This is a genomic window from Paraplanobispora siamensis (assembly GCF_016863175.1).
GTDB classification, from domain to species: Bacteria; Actinomycetota; Actinomycetes; order Streptosporangiales; family Streptosporangiaceae; genus Planobispora; species Planobispora siamensis.
The window spans coordinates 22,716-38,838 of the sequence record NZ_BOOJ01000042.1 but is presented as its reverse complement, the minus strand read 5'-3'; the positions used below and the strand labels follow the sequence as shown (position 1 = coordinate 38,838).

At 71.9% G+C, this 16,123-nt stretch carries 14 protein-coding genes; 6 read left to right on the top strand and 8 right to left on the bottom strand.

Annotated features, from left to right (window positions below; genetic code table 11):
* Positions 1 to 54: 54 nt before the first annotated feature.
* Together Psi01_RS25515 and Psi01_RS25510 are read right to left on the bottom strand one after the other, a co-directional pair.
* The gene (locus tag Psi01_RS25515) at positions 55 to 327 is read right to left on the bottom strand and encodes a hypothetical protein (RefSeq protein ID WP_204066632.1); all 273 of its coding nucleotides are present in this window, start codon (positions 325 to 327) and stop codon (positions 55 to 57) included.
* Positions 328 to 896: 569 nt separating this feature from the next.
* Positions 897 to 1,523, bottom strand: coding sequence for a TetR/AcrR family transcriptional regulator (locus tag Psi01_RS25510; protein ID WP_204066631.1), 627 nt, complete (start codon positions 1,521 to 1,523; stop codon positions 897 to 899).
* Positions 1,524 to 1,666: 143 nt separating this feature from the next.
* Here Psi01_RS25510 and Psi01_RS25505 point away from each other — a divergent pair, with 143 nt between their 5' ends.
* The 5 genes from Psi01_RS25505 (at position 1,667) to Psi01_RS25485 (ending at position 6,849) form a co-directional block, all read left to right on the top strand.
* Positions 1,667 to 3,478, top strand: a complete 1,812-nt coding sequence (locus Psi01_RS25505) for an ABC-F family ATP-binding cassette domain-containing protein (protein ID WP_373872514.1) — start codon at positions 1,667 to 1,669, stop codon at positions 3,476 to 3,478.
* The gene (locus tag Psi01_RS25500; protein WP_239128014.1) at positions 3,475 to 4,359 is read left to right on the top strand and encodes a Vgb family protein; all 885 of its coding nucleotides are present in this window, start codon (positions 3,475 to 3,477) and stop codon (positions 4,357 to 4,359) included. Before Psi01_RS25505 ends, Psi01_RS25500 begins: the two co-directional genes overlap by 4 nt.
* A gap of 90 nt (positions 4,360 to 4,449) precedes the next feature.
* The gene (locus tag Psi01_RS25495; RefSeq protein WP_204066630.1) at positions 4,450 to 4,812 is read left to right on the top strand and encodes a DUF2267 domain-containing protein; all 363 of its coding nucleotides are present in this window, start codon (positions 4,450 to 4,452) and stop codon (positions 4,810 to 4,812) included.
* 639 nt (positions 4,813 to 5,451) lie between these two features.
* Positions 5,452 to 5,757, top strand: a complete 306-nt coding sequence (locus tag Psi01_RS25490; RefSeq protein ID WP_204066629.1) for a hypothetical protein — start codon at positions 5,452 to 5,454, stop codon at positions 5,755 to 5,757.
* Between the two features lie 144 nt (positions 5,758 to 5,901).
* Positions 5,902 to 6,849, top strand: coding sequence for a phosphotransferase (locus Psi01_RS25485; protein ID WP_204066628.1), 948 nt, complete (start codon positions 5,902 to 5,904; stop codon positions 6,847 to 6,849).
* Positions 6,850 to 6,981: 132 nt separating this feature from the next.
* Here the strand turns inward: Psi01_RS25485 and gdhA are convergent, their stop codons facing one another.
* Positions 6,982 to 8,325, bottom strand: a complete 1,344-nt coding sequence (gene gdhA, locus Psi01_RS25480; protein WP_204066627.1) for an NADP-specific glutamate dehydrogenase — start codon at positions 8,323 to 8,325, stop codon at positions 6,982 to 6,984.
* A 212-nt stretch (positions 8,326 to 8,537) separates the two neighbouring features.
* Between gdhA and Psi01_RS25475 the strand changes: the two genes are divergently transcribed.
* The gene (locus Psi01_RS25475; protein ID WP_204066626.1) at positions 8,538 to 9,230 is read left to right on the top strand and encodes a hypothetical protein; all 693 of its coding nucleotides are present in this window, start codon (positions 8,538 to 8,540) and stop codon (positions 9,228 to 9,230) included.
* Here the strand turns inward: Psi01_RS25475 and Psi01_RS25470 are convergent, their stop codons facing one another.
* The 5 genes from Psi01_RS25470 to Psi01_RS25450 form a co-directional block, all read right to left on the bottom strand.
* Entirely contained in the window at positions 9,231 to 10,001 is a 771-nt protein-coding gene (locus Psi01_RS25470) for an efflux MFS transporter permease (RefSeq protein ID WP_204066625.1), read from the bottom strand.
* Between the two features lie 438 nt (positions 10,002 to 10,439).
* Complete coding sequence (locus tag Psi01_RS25465; protein WP_204066624.1) at positions 10,440 to 11,105, bottom strand: response regulator; 666 nt, start codon at positions 11,103 to 11,105, stop codon at positions 10,440 to 10,442.
* Positions 11,102 to 12,223, bottom strand: a complete 1,122-nt coding sequence (locus Psi01_RS25460; RefSeq protein WP_204066623.1) for a sensor histidine kinase — start codon at positions 12,221 to 12,223, stop codon at positions 11,102 to 11,104. Before Psi01_RS25460 ends, Psi01_RS25465 begins: the two co-directional genes overlap by 4 nt.
* 225 nt (positions 12,224 to 12,448) lie before the next feature.
* Positions 12,449 to 14,191 carry a serine/threonine-protein kinase gene (locus Psi01_RS25455; protein WP_204066622.1) on the bottom strand — a complete coding sequence of 581 codons (1,743 nt, stop codon included), beginning with the start codon at positions 14,189 to 14,191 and terminating at the stop codon, positions 12,449 to 12,451.
* Complete coding sequence (locus Psi01_RS25450; protein WP_204066621.1) at positions 14,191 to 15,993, bottom strand: zinc ribbon domain-containing protein; 1,803 nt, start codon at positions 15,991 to 15,993, stop codon at positions 14,191 to 14,193. Before Psi01_RS25450 ends, Psi01_RS25455 begins: the two co-directional genes overlap by 1 nt.
* Positions 15,994 to 16,123: the final 130 nt, after the last annotated feature.

The following is a 16,123-nucleotide window of genomic DNA, read 5'->3' as shown; positions in this document are numbered from 1 at the left end:
ATACGGCCCGGCGGGAGATGCGGCTCAGCCGGAGATGCGGAGAGGGTGTCCGGCTCAGCCGGAGGCGCTGCCGGCCCGGACGTGGATCCGGTTCATCGGGACGGTCTCCGCCGCGACGGGAACCTCCCGCCGCCCGGCGGGCTCGGCGGCCTGCGGCTCGGCGGCGCGGGGCTCGACAGCGGGACGGCCGTCGGCGGTCACGGTGGTGCGGCAGGCGCAGAACCCGACTTCGGCGATCAGCCGGAGCCGCTCGCGGGTGTACTCGCCGGTGTCTCGCGCCGGCCGGACGCCTCCGCAGGCGTCGCACCGGTTGCGGCGATCGGTCATATCCGGTCTCCCTCGAGAAGAAAACGGCGCCGGCCGGCGGGGGGCGGCAGGGCGGGCACGTGCTCGACCTCTTCCCGAAGGCCGGCCGGCCGCTCCACGAGCGACGCCACGACCCATCTTCCCGGGATCAGATCTCTCCCGTCCTCAGATTAGGGTGCTCTCCCCCACTCTCAACCGAAAAAACAGAAACTTGGCTCACATGAGTACCAATCAAGCCGAAATTTTGCAATAAATGCAAAGAAATCAGGCCGGAAGCGGACCGCTCCCCGGGTTATGGACTTCTGCCAAAAACACGTAAAGACTGTCAAGTAATGGTCATAACCCAAGATCCGGACAACCTTATCCCCCGGCCACTCCCAGCATCCGACCGGCCACCGTGAGGAGCGGATCCGGCGAGCCGACCGGATCCACGACCGCGGGCCACCGGCCGGCACCGGACCGGTCCACGCCCCCATATTCCCCTCCCGGTCTTTTCGGCGGTGGCACCACCGGAAAACACCGGTCCCGCACAAGGGAAACCGATTCCGGAGCCACGGGAAACAGGGATCGGCGCCTTTGCGGAAAAATCTTCATCCGCTCACGAACACCCCGGCTCGGGCGGCGGCCAGGGCCGCGGCGGCCGCGCGGTCGGCGACCGCCTCGCCGACCGGCTCGCCCGTGATGAACAGCCGGTAGTACAGCGGTGCCACACAGGTCCTGACCACCTCGGCGGCGTCGGTGCCCGCGGGCATCTCCCCCCGCGCCACCGCGCGCTCGACGATGACGGCGGACTGCTCGTGGCGGGCGGCGAAGAAGGCGTGCAGCGCCCGGGCCGTGGGCGGGTTGCGCACGGCGGCCGAGATGAAGGCGGCCGAGACCGGGCCGGTCTCGGGGTCGGTGAAGCCGGTGACCACCAGGCGGGCCAGCTCCCGCAGGTCCCCTTCGGCCCCGCCGGTGTCGGGGACCGGCCATGGCTCCCCGCTCGCCAGGTCGAGGGCGTCGGCCGCCAGCCCTTCGACGCTCCCCCAGCGCCGGTAGACGGTGGTCTTGTGCACGCCGGAGCGCAGCGCGACGCCTTCCACGGTCAGGCCGTCGAAGCCCTTCTCCGCCAGTTCGGCGAGGGTGGCCGCGCGTACGGCCTCGCGGACTCTGGCGGTTCGCCCGCCTGGCCGTACGGCTCCGGGAGAGGTCCCGTGAGAGGTCCCTGAAGAAGTCATGGTCACTTCCGGTTGCGCGAGTCGGGTCTCATCGTCCATACTCACCTTAACGCAACTATGTAGCTTTAAGAAGGAGTGAGCAGCCATGGGCTTCCCGTCCGGCATCGCGACGACCCGTCCCCACCTCACTCCGGAGATCAACCCTGTCTGCTCAGCTGACCCTGCGGGGCATCTGTAAGTCCTACGGCGACCGCCTGGTCCTCGACCACGTCTCCCTCACCGTCCGGCCCGGCGAGCGCGCCGGGATCGTGGGCGAGAACGGCAGCGGGAAGTCCACCCTGCTGCGGCTGGCGGCCGGTCTCGAAACACCCGACGACGGCGAGGTCACCGTCGTCGCCGACGGCGGGACCGGTCATCTCGGCCCGTCCTCCGCTCCCCTGTCCGGTTCCGTCGTCCAGGACGCCGTCGACGCGGCTCTCGCCGAGCTGCGCGCGCTGGAGTCCCGCATGCGGGAACTGGAGGCGGCCCTCTCCGAGCCCGAGCCCGAGCACCAGTCGGAGCCCCAGTCGGAGCCCCAGTCCGAGTCGGGGTCCGAGTCGGAGTCCGGCCTCGTCGAGCAGCGGCTGGCCGAGTACGGCGAGCTGCTCGGCGCCTATGAGGCGCGCGGCGGCTACGAGGCGGACGCCCGTCTCGACAAGGCCCTGCACGGGCTCGGGCTCGGCGGCCTCGACCGCGACCGCCCGCTGGAGGGCCTGTCCGGCGGCGAGCGGGCCCGGCTCGGGCTGGCCTGCCTGCTGGCGGCCTCCCCCGGGATTCTGCTGCTCGACGAGCCGACCGACCACCTCGACGACGCCGCCACCCGGTGGCTGGAGGACCGGCTGCGCGCGCATCCGGGCATCGTGGTCGTGATCTCGCACGACCGGCTCTTCCTGGAGCGGGTGGCCACCTCGATCCTGGAGGTCGAGGAGGGCCGGGTGACCCGGTACGGCGGCGGTTACGCCGCCTTCCTGGCCGGGCGCGCGGCGGCCCGGCGGCGCTGGGAGCAGGCGTACGCCGACTGGTGCCGCGAGGTCGAGCGGGTCGAGGCCTTCGCCGCGACCACCGCGCACCGCGTCGCCCACGGCCGGGCCATGAAGGACGGCAACAAGATGGCCTACGACCGCGACGCGGGCCGGGTGCAGAGCTCGATCGCCGGCCGGGTCCGCCAGGCTCAGGAACGCCTGCGGCGCCTGCGGGCCGACCCCGTGCCCCGCCCGCCTGATCCGCTCCGCTTCGCGGGCCGCTTCGGCTGCGGTACGGCGGCGCCCCCGGCCGGGGAAGGCCCCGCGGGCGGCGCGACCGCTCCGGACCGTCCGCTGCTCGAGCCGGGGCGTCCGCAGGCGGGACCGGGCGGCGTGCCGGGTGAGCCGGGGCGTCCGCTGGTCGAGCTGGACGGCGTGCGGGTCGGCGACCGGCTGGTCGTCGGTTCCCTCACCGTGGAGGCCGGGCAGCGGCTGCTGGTCCACGGCCCCAACGGCGCGGGCAAGTCCACGCTGCTGCGGGTCCTGGCCGGGGACCTCGAACCCGACGCCGGGACCGTACGGCGGCGCGGCCGGGTCGGCTACCTGCCGCAGGAGGTCGCCTTCGCCGTGCCGTCGCGCTCGGTGGCGGAGGCGTTCGCCGAGGGCAGGGCCGGATATCCCGAGGAGCACCGCGAGCGGCTGCTGTCCCTGGGGCTGTTCCGGCCGGAGACCCTCGACGTTCCGGTCGGCGCGCTCTCGACCGGCCAGCGGCGGCGGCTCGGCCTGGCGCGGCTGCTCACCGAGGAGGCCGGCCTCCTGCTGCTGGACGAGCCGACCAACCACCTGTCGCCCGCGCTCGCCGAGGAGCTGGAGCAGGCTCTCGACCTCTACGGGGGTGCCGTCGTCCTCGTCTCCCACGACCGGGCGCTGCGCCGCCGGTTCGCCGGCGCCCGGCTGGCGATGCGCGACGGCCGCCCCGCCATCTGCCACCTTCCGGAAGGAGCACGGCGTTGACCGTATCGATCGAGGAGTTCCGCGTGTCCGGCCCCGAGGCGGGGCCGTACGGGATCACCGCGGGTCCCGACGGGGCCATGTGGTTCACCCTGGTCCACCAGGGCGCGATCGGCCGGATCACCCCTGACGGGGACCTCACCTCCCACCCGGTCGGCCCGGACTGCGGGCCGACCGTCATCACCGCGGGCCCCGACGGCGCGCTGTGGTTCACCCGGTACCGCGACCACCGGATCGGCCGGATCACCGTGGACGGGGAGGTCTCCTCCTTCGGCCTGCCGACCCCGCAGGCCGGGCCGTACGGGATCGCCGCGGGCCCGGACGGGGCGCTGTGGTTCACCGAGACCGGCGTCGACCGCATCGGCCGGATCACCCCTGACGGCGCGGTCACCGAGTTCCCCCTGCCCGTCTCCGGGGCGTTCCCGTCCGCGATCGCCGCCGGGGCGGACGGGATGTGGTTCACGATGAACGCGGCGAACGCGGTCGGCAGGATCGGCCCGGACGGCGAGGTGGCGGTCCATCCGCTGCCGACCGCCGGGGCGGCCCCGGTGGGGATCACGGCCGGAGCGGACGGCTCGATGTGGTTCGCCGAGATCGGCGCGGGCCAGATCGGCCGGATCGCACCCGACGGGAAGATCGAGGAGTTCCCGCTCCCCGACCGGCGGGCCCGGCCGCACGCCGTCGTCGCCGACGCCTCCGGCGACTGCTGGTTCACCGCGTGGGGCACCGGCCGCGTCGGCCGGATCACCCCCGGGGGCCTGTTCGAGGAGTACGCGCTGCCGACCCCGGGCTCCGAACCGCACGGCATCGCGGCCGGCCCCGGCGGGGCGGTGTGGGCGGCGCTGGAGATCGGCGTCATCGCCCGGATCATGGTGGCCTCCTGACCCGGTCCAGGATTCCTTCAAGCGTCGTTTGTCCCCGGCGGGGATCGGGCAACCCTCCGGATTGGATAAGGACAGAGGAGGAGGAAGCACGTGAAAGAGCACGAGTTTCTCAGCATCGTCTCGGATGAGACAGGACTTACCCGCGACGAAGCGGAAACCCTCGTTTTCGCGACGCTGGAGACGCTCGCCGAGCGTCTCACGCCCGAGGAGTCCGACGACCTCGCCGCCCAGCTCCCGGAGGCCTTCAGGGAACCCCTGCTGACCGGCGGATCACCCGAGGACTTCGGCGTGGAGGAGTTCGTCCGGCGGGTGGCCCGCCGTTCGGAGGGCGACGTCGTCGACGTCAGGGAGGACGTCCACGTGGTCTTCTCCGCGCTGCGCCTTGCGGCCATGCCCGGCGAGCTCGACGACACTCTGGCCCAGCTGCCCGGGGAGTACGCGCAGCTCCTGTGAATGACCAAGGAGTGTCATGAAGATCTCGGTGAGCGTGTCGGCGGAAGTCGGCCCGCTCACCGAGATCTTCAGGACACTCCTGGTCGCGGGTTGTGCACCCATCCCTGGGTGGCGCCGTCACCGCTGTCGGAGCCGGCCACGACGAGCCGGTCCCGTTCCTCCGGCGCCGCATCCCGCAGCCGCCGTACGAGATCTGACCACGGGTCAAGCGTGGGCGTGAGGCAGTCGGTGAAACTTACGAGGCGGTGAAGGGGTGGAATGACCTGTCGAGCGGCCGTCATGGGCATCGGCTTGGTTTTCGCCGGTGGAAGAGGACGCCGATCACTCGTCAGACTGATCGAGGAGCAGCCCTCCCGGGAGAACCCGCCCTGATCCGGCCACCCACCGGAACCGCCCCCGCCTTCCCCGGCGCCGGACCGCGCCACACCGGGCGGCACCGCGCCGATCCCGCATGCCCCCGTTCCACACGCACCAGAGTGTTGACGGTGCCACAGAGGTGTGACTAATTTAATTTTTAGGAAACTTTCTTATGAGATGAGTGATGGTCGCTGCGGCGATCCGGCCCACCGCGCATCTGAGCCCCACCGCGCACCACGACGTCTCCATGCATCCGATGTCTCCACCCCCAGGGAGTCAGGCATGAACGCGAGAAGATGGACGGCGCTCGCCTCGGCGACCGCGTTCGCGACCACCGCGCTGGTCACCGGGACGGCCTCCGGCGCCTACGCCGCCCCCACCGGCTGCAGCTATCAGATCAGCGGCCTGCAGGCCTCCAGTTACTGCACCACCGGGACGGGCGAGCACCGGATCCGGGTCCTGCAGCGCCACTTCCTTCCCGAGGTCGGCCTGATCCCGATCATCGGCCCCTGGCAGCCGGCGGGGACCGCCTCGGTCACGGGCATCACCCCGCACCAGATCGTCGACGTCTGGGTGGAAACGCGTTGACCACCTCACCCGCGGATCGTTGACCGCTTCCCCGCGGATCTCAGCGGTACGGCCGCGCACCGGGAGCGGAGTGCGGCCGAGGCCCGGTCATCGTCCGCGAGCTCCCCGGGGGCGCTGGGGCATGCGCGCGGTAGCCTGGCGGCCGTGACGAGCAGCGTTCAGGGGGACACTCCCGGAGCCGAATGGACTGCCGAGCACGATGTCGGGGAGGCCGAGGCGGCCGCGCTGGTGGGCGGGCGGTTCCCCGGTCTCCGCGGCGCACCGGTCACGTTGCTCGCCACCGGCTGGGACAACACCGTCCACCTCGTCGGCGAGCGATGGGTGTTCCGCTTCCCGCGCCGCGCCGTCGTGCTGCCCGGCGTCGAGCGGGAGATCGCGACCCTGCCCGCCCTGGCGCCGAGGTTGCCGCTGGTGCTGCCGGCCCCCACGCATGTCGGGCGTCCCGAAGGCTCCTACCCGTGGCCGTTCTGGGGCACGGAGCTCATCCCCGGCCGGGAGTTGGCCGAGGCCGGCCTCCCGGCGGCCGGGCAGGTGCGGGCCGCCACCGATCTCGGCGCGTTCCTGCGCGCCCTGCACGACCCGGGCCTCTCCGCCGAGGTGGGCACGGGGCTGCCGGTCGACCCGATGCGCCGGGGCGATCCCGGCGTGCGGGCGCCGATGGCCCGCGAGCGCCTGGAAAGGCTCGCCCGGCGCGGCGTGTGGCGGCCGGACCCGGCCGTCGAGCGCCTTCTCGCCGAGGGGGAGGCGGCCGGTCCCCCGCCCGGCCCCCCTGTGATCGTCCACGGCGACCTGCACCTGCGGCACCTGCTGGTCGGCCCGGACGGCCGGGCGAGCGGCGTCATCGACTGGGGCGACCTCTGCCGGGCCGACCCCGCGGTGGACCTCTCGCTGGCCTACGCGGGTTTCTCCGGCGCGGCCCGTACGGCGCTGCTGGCGGCCTACGGGCGGCCGCTCGCTCCGGAACGCGAGACGGCCGCGCGCGTGCTGGCGGTGTTCCTGTGCGCGGCCCTCGCCGACTACGCGGACTCCACCGGCCACGCCCGCCTCCTGACCGCCTCGCTCACCGGGATCCGGCAGGCCGTCTCTCCCTGAGCACCCCTCCCTGAGGGCCACTCGGGGTCGGGCCGCTCAGATCAGGGGCTCAGATCAGGGGCTCAGACCATGCGGCTCAGACCATGCGGCTCAGACCATGCGGCTCAGACCATGCGGCTCAGACCATGCGGCTCAGATCAGGCCGAGGGCGAGCATCGCGTCGGCGACCCGCCTGAAGCCGTCGATGTTGGCTCCGGCCACGTAGTTGCCCGGCATGCCGTACTCGTCGGCGGTCGCCAGGCAGCGGGCGTGGATGTCGCGCATGATCTCCTGGAGGCGGCGCTCGGAGAACTCGAAGCTCCACGAGTCGCGGCTGGCGTTCTGCTGCATCTCCAGCGCGCTGGTGGCCACGCCTCCGGCGTTGGCGGCCTTGCCGGGCCCGAAGGCGACGCCCGCCTCCTGGAAGACCCGGATGCCCTCCGGCATGGTGGGCATGTTGGCGCCCTCGCCCACCGCGATGCACCCGCCGCGCACCAGCATCTCGGCGTCACGGCCGGTGACCTCGTTCTGGGTGGCGGACGGCATCGCCACCTCGCAGGGCACCTCCCAGACGCTCCGTCCCGGCACGAAGGACGCGTCGCCGCCGCGGCGCTTGGCGTAGACGTCCACCCGCAGCCGCTCGACCTCCTTGACCTGCTTGAGCAGGTCGAGGTCGATGCCCGCGTCGTCGACGACGTAGCCCGAGGAGTCGGAGCAGGCGACCACGACGCCGCCGAGCTGCTGGATCTTCTCGATCGTGTAGACGGCGACGTTGCCGGAGCCGGAGACCACGACGCGCTTGCCGTCGAAGGAGGTGCCGCGGGCCTTGAGCATCTCGTCGACGAAGAACGCGCAGCCGTACCCGGTGGCCTCGGTGCGCACCTGGGCGCCGCCGTAGCTGAGGCCCTTGCCGGTGATCACACCGGACTCGTAGCGGTTGGTGATGCGCTTGTACTGGCCGAACAGGTAGCCGACCTCCCGCCCGCCGACGCCGATGTCACCGGCGGGGACGTCGGTGTACTCGCCGATGTGGCGGTAGAGCTCGGTCATGAAGCTCTGGCAGAAGCGCATGATCTCACGCTGGGAGCGGCCCTTGGGGTCGAAGTCCGAGCCGCCCTTGCCGCCGCCGATCGGCAGGCCGGTCAGGCTGTTCTTGAAGATCTGCTCGAAGCCGAGGAACTTCACGATGCCGAGGTAGACCGACGGGTGGAAGCGCAGTCCTCCCTTGTACGGCCCCAGCGCGCTGTTGAACTCGACCCGGAAGCCCCGGTTGATGTGCACCTCGCCGCGGTCGTCCTCCCACGGCACCCGGAAGATGATCTGCCGCTCGGGCTCGCAGATCCGTTCAATGATCTTGGATTCCGCGTACTCCGGGTGTTTGCCCAGGACGGGGCCGATGCTCTCCAGCACCTCGCGGACGGCCTGGTGGAACTCGGTCTCACCGGGGTTGCGGTGGAGGACGTTGTCGTAGATCGACGACAGCTTCTCGTGCAACATCACATATCTTCCTGATTGTCGGATCTCACAATCGTGGTCTAGACCTTATGAGATCGGATGTACAGGCCCTCCGTCACCCCCGGGGCAACCGGCGCTTACCTCGGCGGGTGGACCCCGGATCAGCCCGGCGGCGGACGACCGGGTGCCTTCGCGCTGACTACCTTGCTCGGCATCAGGCCAGTTCAGGCCACCGCACAAGCAAGGAAACCCTCATGTTCAAAGACTCGGCCGACTTCCGGCGCGTCACCTCCGGCGTGCTGCTGATCCTCGCCCCGCTCCTCCAGGCGATCGCCGTCGTCCTCGACCCCGGCACCTGGGGCGACGACCGCGAGGCGGTCAGCTTCGGCGACAACCCCGTCCTGGCCCAGGTCCAGTCGGTGCTCTACCACTGGGCGTACCTGCTGATGGCCCTGGCCGCGCTCGCCCTGCTGCACGTGATGCGCAGGCGCGCGACGGTGTTCGGCCACATCGCGGGCCCGCTCGTCATCCTCGGCTACATCAACCTGTCGGGCCTGCTCATGGCCGACCCGGTGGAGTGGTGGCTCGGGCAGCACCACAGCCCCGAGGAGGCCACGCGCATCATGGAGGAGATGGTGAACCTGCCCGGCGTCGTCTTCGGCTTCCAGATGCCCTGGATCTTCTTCGCCATCTTCGGCATGCCGGTCCTGGCGATCGGCGTCTGGCGTTCCGGCTTCGCCCACTGGTGGGTCCCGCTGGTCCTGGCGATCGGCTACGGCAGCTCGCTTGCGGTGCCGTACGGTCCGGTGACCGTGGTGCTCTGGAGCATCCCGGTGATCGCGCTGGGCTCGCTCGGCGTGAAGATGCTCCGGATGAGCCGCGAGGAGTGGATCTCCCACTACCCGGTCGCCCGCACCGCGCCGGAGCCCGTGAAGGCCGCCGTCTGATCATGATTCCGCTACTCGCCCTCGGAGGTCTTGAGCCGCCGCTCCGGACCGGCGGGCGGGGGCACGGGCGCGACCGGGCGCGCGGGGGTGAGCAGCGCCGCGGCGAAGTCCAGCCCCTGGCGCGGGCCGACCGCGAAGAACAGCCCCATGCCGGCCCCGGCGACCACCATCGCGGGCAGGAGCGCCAGGTAGGGGACGGCCGGAGGCGACCACCGCGAACCAGGCCAGCGCGCTCGCCTGCAGGACCGTGGCGGCCACCATGAGCCGTTTGCCCCCGATCCGGTCGCCGAAGGCGCCGGCGAGCGGGGTGACGAGGACGGGCACCACCGTCCACGGCAGGGTGCGCAGCCCGGCGTCCAGGGGGGAGGAGCGAAGCACGTGCTGAAGGAACTGGGTCAGCAGGAAGATCCCGCCGAACAGGCCGAACTGCACGAGCATCCCGACCAGGTTGGAGAGGGTGAACCCGCGGCGGCGGAACAGCCGGGGTGGGACGACCGGGTTGACCATCCTGCGCTCCCAGGCGGCGAACCCGGCCAGCAGCGGCACTCCGGCCGCGATGGCCGCGAGGGGCGCGATGGGCGCGATGGGCGCGATCACCTGCGGGCTTCCCCAGGCCGGGCTCGTGCTGCGCACCATGCCGTAGACGATCCCCAGCAGGCCGGACGCGACCAGCAGAGTGCCCCGGGTGACGACGAGGTTGCCCATCGACGCCATGAACGCCGAGACCCCGGTGATCAGGAGCGTGGGCAGGACACCGTCGCGCTTGTCCACCGGACACCTCCGTCCGGAGCCCGCGGGACTCCCTCCGGCAACAGAGACCGCCGCCGTACACCCGTCGAAAGCGGTTATATCCGTCGTCGGACTCACCGCCCATAGCGTCACAGCACCCGGGCCGGAGCAGGGACGGCGGGGGGCGGCTCAGCGGACGGATGGGCGCGGTGCGCGGTGGAGGGTACGGCGGGCGGGCCCGATCACCCCCGCAGGGGAGGCCGGATCCGTCCTGCGGCTGACGACCGGGGACGGGCCCGGCGGCTACCTTCCCGTTCGGAGGAAGCGCCCGGCGGGGAGGCCGTACCGTCACCATCCCACCGGTGTCACGATCGCCCCGCCCCGCCCCGCCCGCACCCGCACCCGCACCCGCACCGAGGAGGGACGATCCCCGTGCCCGAGGACCGGCAGCGACAGCGCCCTCCCCGGCGGAAGCCCTCCCTACGTCACCGCCGCACCGGGCCGCACCACGCCCGACTCGTAGGCGAACACCACCGCCTGAGCCCGGTCCCGCAGATGCAGCTTCATCAGCACCCGCGCCACGTGGGTCTTGACCGTGGCCTCGCCGACGAAGAGCTCACCGGCGATCTCGGCGTTGGTCAGGCCGCGGGCCAGGAACCGCAGCACCTCCAGCTCGCGCGGCGTCAGGTCGGCCAGCTGGGGCGGGGGCGCGGGGTCGTGACGCCCGGCGAAGGAGGCGATCACGCGGGTGGTCACCGCCGGGTCCAGCAGGGCGTCGCCGCCGACCACGACGCGGATGGCCTCCACGAGCTGCTCGGGCGGGGAGACCTTGAGCAGGAAGCCGCTGGTGCCCGCGCGCAGGGCGGCGTAGAGGTTCTCGTCGGTGTCGAAGGTGGTCAGCACGATCACCTTGGGCGGATCCGGCTGGTCGAGCAGCTGCCTGGTCGCGGTGAGGCCGTCCATGCGCGGCATGGAGATGTCCATCAGCACGATGTCCGGGCGCGTACGGCGGGCCACGGCGAGGGCCTCCACCCCGTCCGAGGCCTCCCCCACCACCTCCATGCCGGGCTCGCTCTCCACCACCAGCCGCAGCCCGGCGCGGACCATCGCCTGGTCGTCGGCGATCACGATGCGGATGGTGTTCATACGAGAACCTCCTGGGAGATCGGAAGGCGTGCGTGGACGCGGAACCCGCCCTCGGGACGCGGGCCCGCCTCGAAGGTCCCGCCGAAGAGCTCGGCGCGTTCGCGCATGCCGATGAGACCGTTGCCGGTCGACAGCCCGGACGGGGCGCCGCCGCCCCCGTCCAGGACCTCCAGCTCCACGGAGCCGGCGTGGTAGGCGACGCTGATCGAGATCTCGGACTCGCTCGCGTGCTTGACGGCGTTGGTGAGCGCCTCCTGGGCGATCCGGTAGGCGGACAGGTCGAGGCCGGGCGGGAGCCGTACCGGCTCGCCGGCGACCTCCAGGCTGATGCGCAGGCCCGAGGAGACCAGCGAGCCCACCGTGGTGGACAGCTGGGCCAGGCCCGGCTGCGGGATGCCCTCGTCGAGCGGCATGCGCAGCGCGCCGAGCATGACGCGCAGCTCCTCGACCGCCTCACGGCCCGAGCGCTCGATGCCGCGCAGCGCGTCCTCGTCTCCGCCGCCCCGGCGGCGCAGCACCCCGGCCTGCATGACCATCATGCTCACGCTGTGCGCGACGACGTCGTGGAGCTCGCGGGCGATGCGGACCCGCTCCTCGGCGACGGCCTCGGCGGCCCGGCGTTCTCTGTCACGTTCCAGGCGTACGGCGTGCTCGGCCAGGCGGCGGGCCCGGGCGGCGTAGGCGTGCAGGGCCAGGCCGGTGAGGTAGGCGGCGCCGAAGATCACGGTCAGGAAGACGACCTCCTCGAAGGGGAGCCACCGGTGGTCGACCGCGCCGGAGTCGAAGACGAGGATGCCGGTGGCGGCCCAGGCCAGGCCGGGTTTGAAGGGCAGCTCGGCGCCCACGGTGTGGAAGACCAGCAGAAGGGAGAACAGCTGCCAGACCTGGCAGTGCTCGTAGCCCTGACGGTGCCAGAGGTACTGGGCCAGGATCATGAGGATGAAGACCGCGACGGGCGCCTTGCGGCGGAACCAGACCAGGACGCCTGTGACGAGCGCCTGGCCGATCCACCACAGTTCGGGCGTCTGCGCCGCACCGTACTCGGTGGCGACGGTGAACGCTTCGAGGGTCCCGAGTGCGATGATCGCGCCGCCGATCAGAAGATCGGCTTTCGACACCGTGCGGAGGTGCCGAAGGGCAGGGAAGGGAACCACCATGCGGGGAGACTAAACCCTCACGTCACCATTGCATACAGGACAAAACGCCCAGCCAAGCCGCTTACAAGTCGGTCACAAGTACCCGCCCGCCACCGCAGGCACGGCGGGCACCCCCGCGGACCCGTTCCCGGACCCACTCGTGAACCCCCTCGTGAGCCCACTCCCGAACCCGCTGAACGGACACGCTCACTGGGACGGGAAGGACACGCTCCGCACGAACCGGTTGGCCAGGCTATCGTCGCACCGGCTGGGCGCACAGAAGTAGATCATGAGGGCCGGCTCGTCCGGGCGCTCCACCGCGTAGCCGATGAAGTCGAGCTGGCCGCCGCGCTGCGGATCGACGATCGAGCCCTCCAGCCGTACGGCGGACTGCCCGCCGACGCGCACCTGCACCACCTCGGAGAACACGTTGACCGTACCGGGCAGCGACGACTGCAGCGTCTCCTGCAGCTGCTGGGCGCCGCCCCGCGGGTCGAGCGTGTCCAGGGTCTGGGCGTAGATCCCGGTGGCCTCCTCCGGGGCGGTCTTGATGATCTCGTTGACGTCGGCCCAGTCGGCGGTGACCGGCGTGCTGAACAGGGCCTGGAACTGCTCGGCCCGGGGCGAGGCGACCGTGAACACGTCGGCGTGCTGGAGCGCGGTCCAGCCGGCGGGATGCTCGAAGGCCACCGGAACGGCGGCCGACCCCCGGTACGGCGTCCACTCGGTCCCGCTGCCCCGGAGGATCACCGCGAGCACCGCCACCAGCGCGACGATCAGCGTGATCGCCACCCCGGCGCCGATGAGCACCCCCTTCCTGCGGGGTCCGGCGGGCTTCTGCCTGGCCGCGGTCGCCTGCGTGGAGTGGAACTGCTGCCGCTCGCCGGTCTGCATGGTCCGGCCCGCCTGCCCGGGCGGGTGAGGCTGGGTCGGGTACGGCGCCCCGGAGTCGTGGGAGTGGGCCGGCTGCGGCGCCCCGGAGTCGTGGGGCTGGGCCGGCTGCGGCGGCCCGGGCGGGTAGGAGTGCTCGCCCGGGTAGGACGGGTAGGGCGGGTAGGACGAGCGGCCCGGGTGCGGCTGCTGGAGCCGGTAGGACTGGCCGCTGATCGCGTCGCGCAGCTCGGCGATGAACTCCGTGCAGGTGGCGTAGCGCTGCTCGGGCGACTTGGCCAGCGCCCGCATCATCACCCCGTCGACCTCCATCGGGAGCTCGGGCCGGAGCGTGCTGAGCGGCGTGGGCGCCTCGGCCAGGTGCGCCCACAGCAGCGCGATCTCGTTGTCGCGCTGGAAGGGCAGCCGCCCGGACAGGGCCTCGTAGACCACGCAGGCCAGGCCGTACTGGTCGCAGCGGCCGTCGATGACCTCCTTGTTGATCTGCTCGGGCGACATGTAGCGGGGGGTGCCGATGAACTGGTCGGTCTGGGTCAGCCCGGAGATCGAGGTGCGGTGCTTGGTGATGCCGAAGTCGGTGAGGTAGACGTGCTCGCCCTCGGTGTGCCCGGCGATCAGGATGTTGGCGGGCTTGACGTCGCGGTGGATCAGGTCGTGGGCGTGCGAGGTGTCCAGCGCCGCGGCCACCTGCGCCGATATCCGGTTGACCTGACTGATCGGCAGCGGCCCGCGGTCGTAGAACAGCCGGCGCAGGTCGGGCCCGTCGACGTAGCGCATCGCGATGTACAGCGTGCCGTCGGAGGCGGCGTCCGCCTCGTAGATCGGGATGATGTTGGGGTGGTCGATGCTGGCGACCGTCCGCGACTCCAGGATGAAGCGCTGACGGAACCGGTCGTCCTCGCCCAGCAGCGGGTTGAGGACCTTCAGGGCCACCCGGCGGTCCAGCCGGGAGTCCACGGCGAGGTAGACCACGGCCATGCCGCCCTTGCCGATGACGTCTTCGACGTAGTAGCCGGCGATCTCCTGGCCGATCAGGGCTCTCTCGTTCGACGGTGTCATCACGCCTCGACCGAGTGACCGCAGTAGCCGCAGAATCGGTGGGCGGGCCCCAGTCTCATGCCGCACGCGGTGCAGTATTTCTGGGCGGCGGCCCCGCCGGCGCTCCCGCCGGTCTGGGACCGCGGGCCGGTGTCATGGGTCCGCGGACCCGTGTCATGCGGTCGCGGGCCGGTGTCGTGCCGTGGACCGGTGTCGTGAGACCGTGGACCCGTGTCATGGGTCCGCGGGCCGGTGTCGTTGGGCTTCGGGCCCGGGTCCCGGGCGACCAGCACGGGCTGGCCGGGGGCCGACAGCTGGCCGGGCACGGGCGGGCGGCCCGGCGCGGGCGACTGGCCCGGAGCGGAGGGCTGACCCGGTGCGGGCGACTGGCCGGCGCCCGCGGTGACCTTGGGCAGGGAGGGGAAGGAGCGCCCGACCACCACGGTGGCGTTGGCCCCGTCGTCGAGCGGGGTCTGCGCGCCCGGGGCGACCGGCACCGCGGGGAACGGCGCGCCGCTCTCCCCGGTCCCGTTGTCGCCGTACTCCCCCGGCCCGTCCTCGCCCGGCTCGGAGCCGGGCTGGCGGCGCAGGAACAGGATCGTTCCGATGATCACGGCGGCCACCAGCGCGCCGCCGCCCACCAGGAACGGCCACAGCGGCAGGGCCGCCCCGCCGGAGTCCGGCTGCGCGGCGGCGCGCTTGGTCCCCTCGTCCTCGGCGGTGCCGCGCTTGTCCTGGGAGGTCTTCAGGTGCGCGGCGGCCACCGCGTGCCCGGGATACAGGTCCAGGACGCGCTCGAAGGCGGGGACGGCGTCGCCGTAGTACTTGGTGTGGAAGCGGGTCAGCGCCTGCTCGAACGCGGCGTCGATCGGACCGCGCCGGGCGGTCACCTTCGCCGCCGACAGCGCCTCGGTGACCTCCCGGATGCCGATCATCCGGCCGTCGTCGCCGCCGCCCACGAGCAGCCCGACGACCTCGCCCTTCTTGTCCTCGATCACCGGTCCGCCGCGCAGTCCCTGGTCGACCAGCTTGCCCACCTTGGGCGGCTCGTCGACCTTGCCCTCCGGGTCCTTGAACTGGCGTCCGCCGCTGCCGGCCGTACCGCCGGCCTGCAGGTGGGCGATGTCCACCTTCTCCTTCACGCTGGCCGAGGGCCGTCCGGTGAACCCGGCGATCGCGACCGGCGAGCCCTCCTTGTCGGGCACCTTGGCCCCCAGCGGCGCCGTGGGCATGCCCGCCCCGCCGTCGGCCCGGCTGACCGGCATCAGCACGGCCGGGCTCTCGGGCCGGTCACCGGTGTGCAGGACCTCCGCCTTGAAGCCCTCGGCGTCGGCCGGGACGATGTTGGGGAAGACCTGCACCTCGGTGGTGACCTTGATGATGCAGGTGGCGGTCGGCTTCTTCGGCGGATAGCACGCCTGCAGGTGCCGGTTGAGGGTGTCGTCGCTGAGGGTGTGCCGCTCGAAGTCGTCCGGGATCTTGACCTTGTGGTGCTCGGCGAAGATCCTGTTGGCCGCGTGGACCTCGACGTCCTTGTCCGTCTTCACCACGCCGGTCAGGGTGACCGCGGCCCCGTCGGGGTTGACGACGGTGCCGGTGCCGACGCCTATCGGGACCTCGTAACTCCGCTCGACGTGGACCAGCTCGCCGATGTGGTCGAGCAGGGTGATGTCCACGTGAGCCGTCGCCTCCACGCGGACGACCGCGGGGGTCACCAGATCGGTGATCCCGCTGGGGTGCTCGTGGGCCAGGGCAGCGGGCATCGCGGCGACCGCGAGTACCAGGCCGCCGAGGAATGCCGTCGCTGTTCTGAGCCGCCGCATCGTCACTCCCAAGAGGGGATAGGACAAGGGTCGCAACCTATCGCCTGAAGTCAAGAGAAGGCGAAATAGACAAGCGCTTGCTAGGGAAATACCCTGCGATCCGTGGACGGCCGAGACGGGGCCGTGGGGC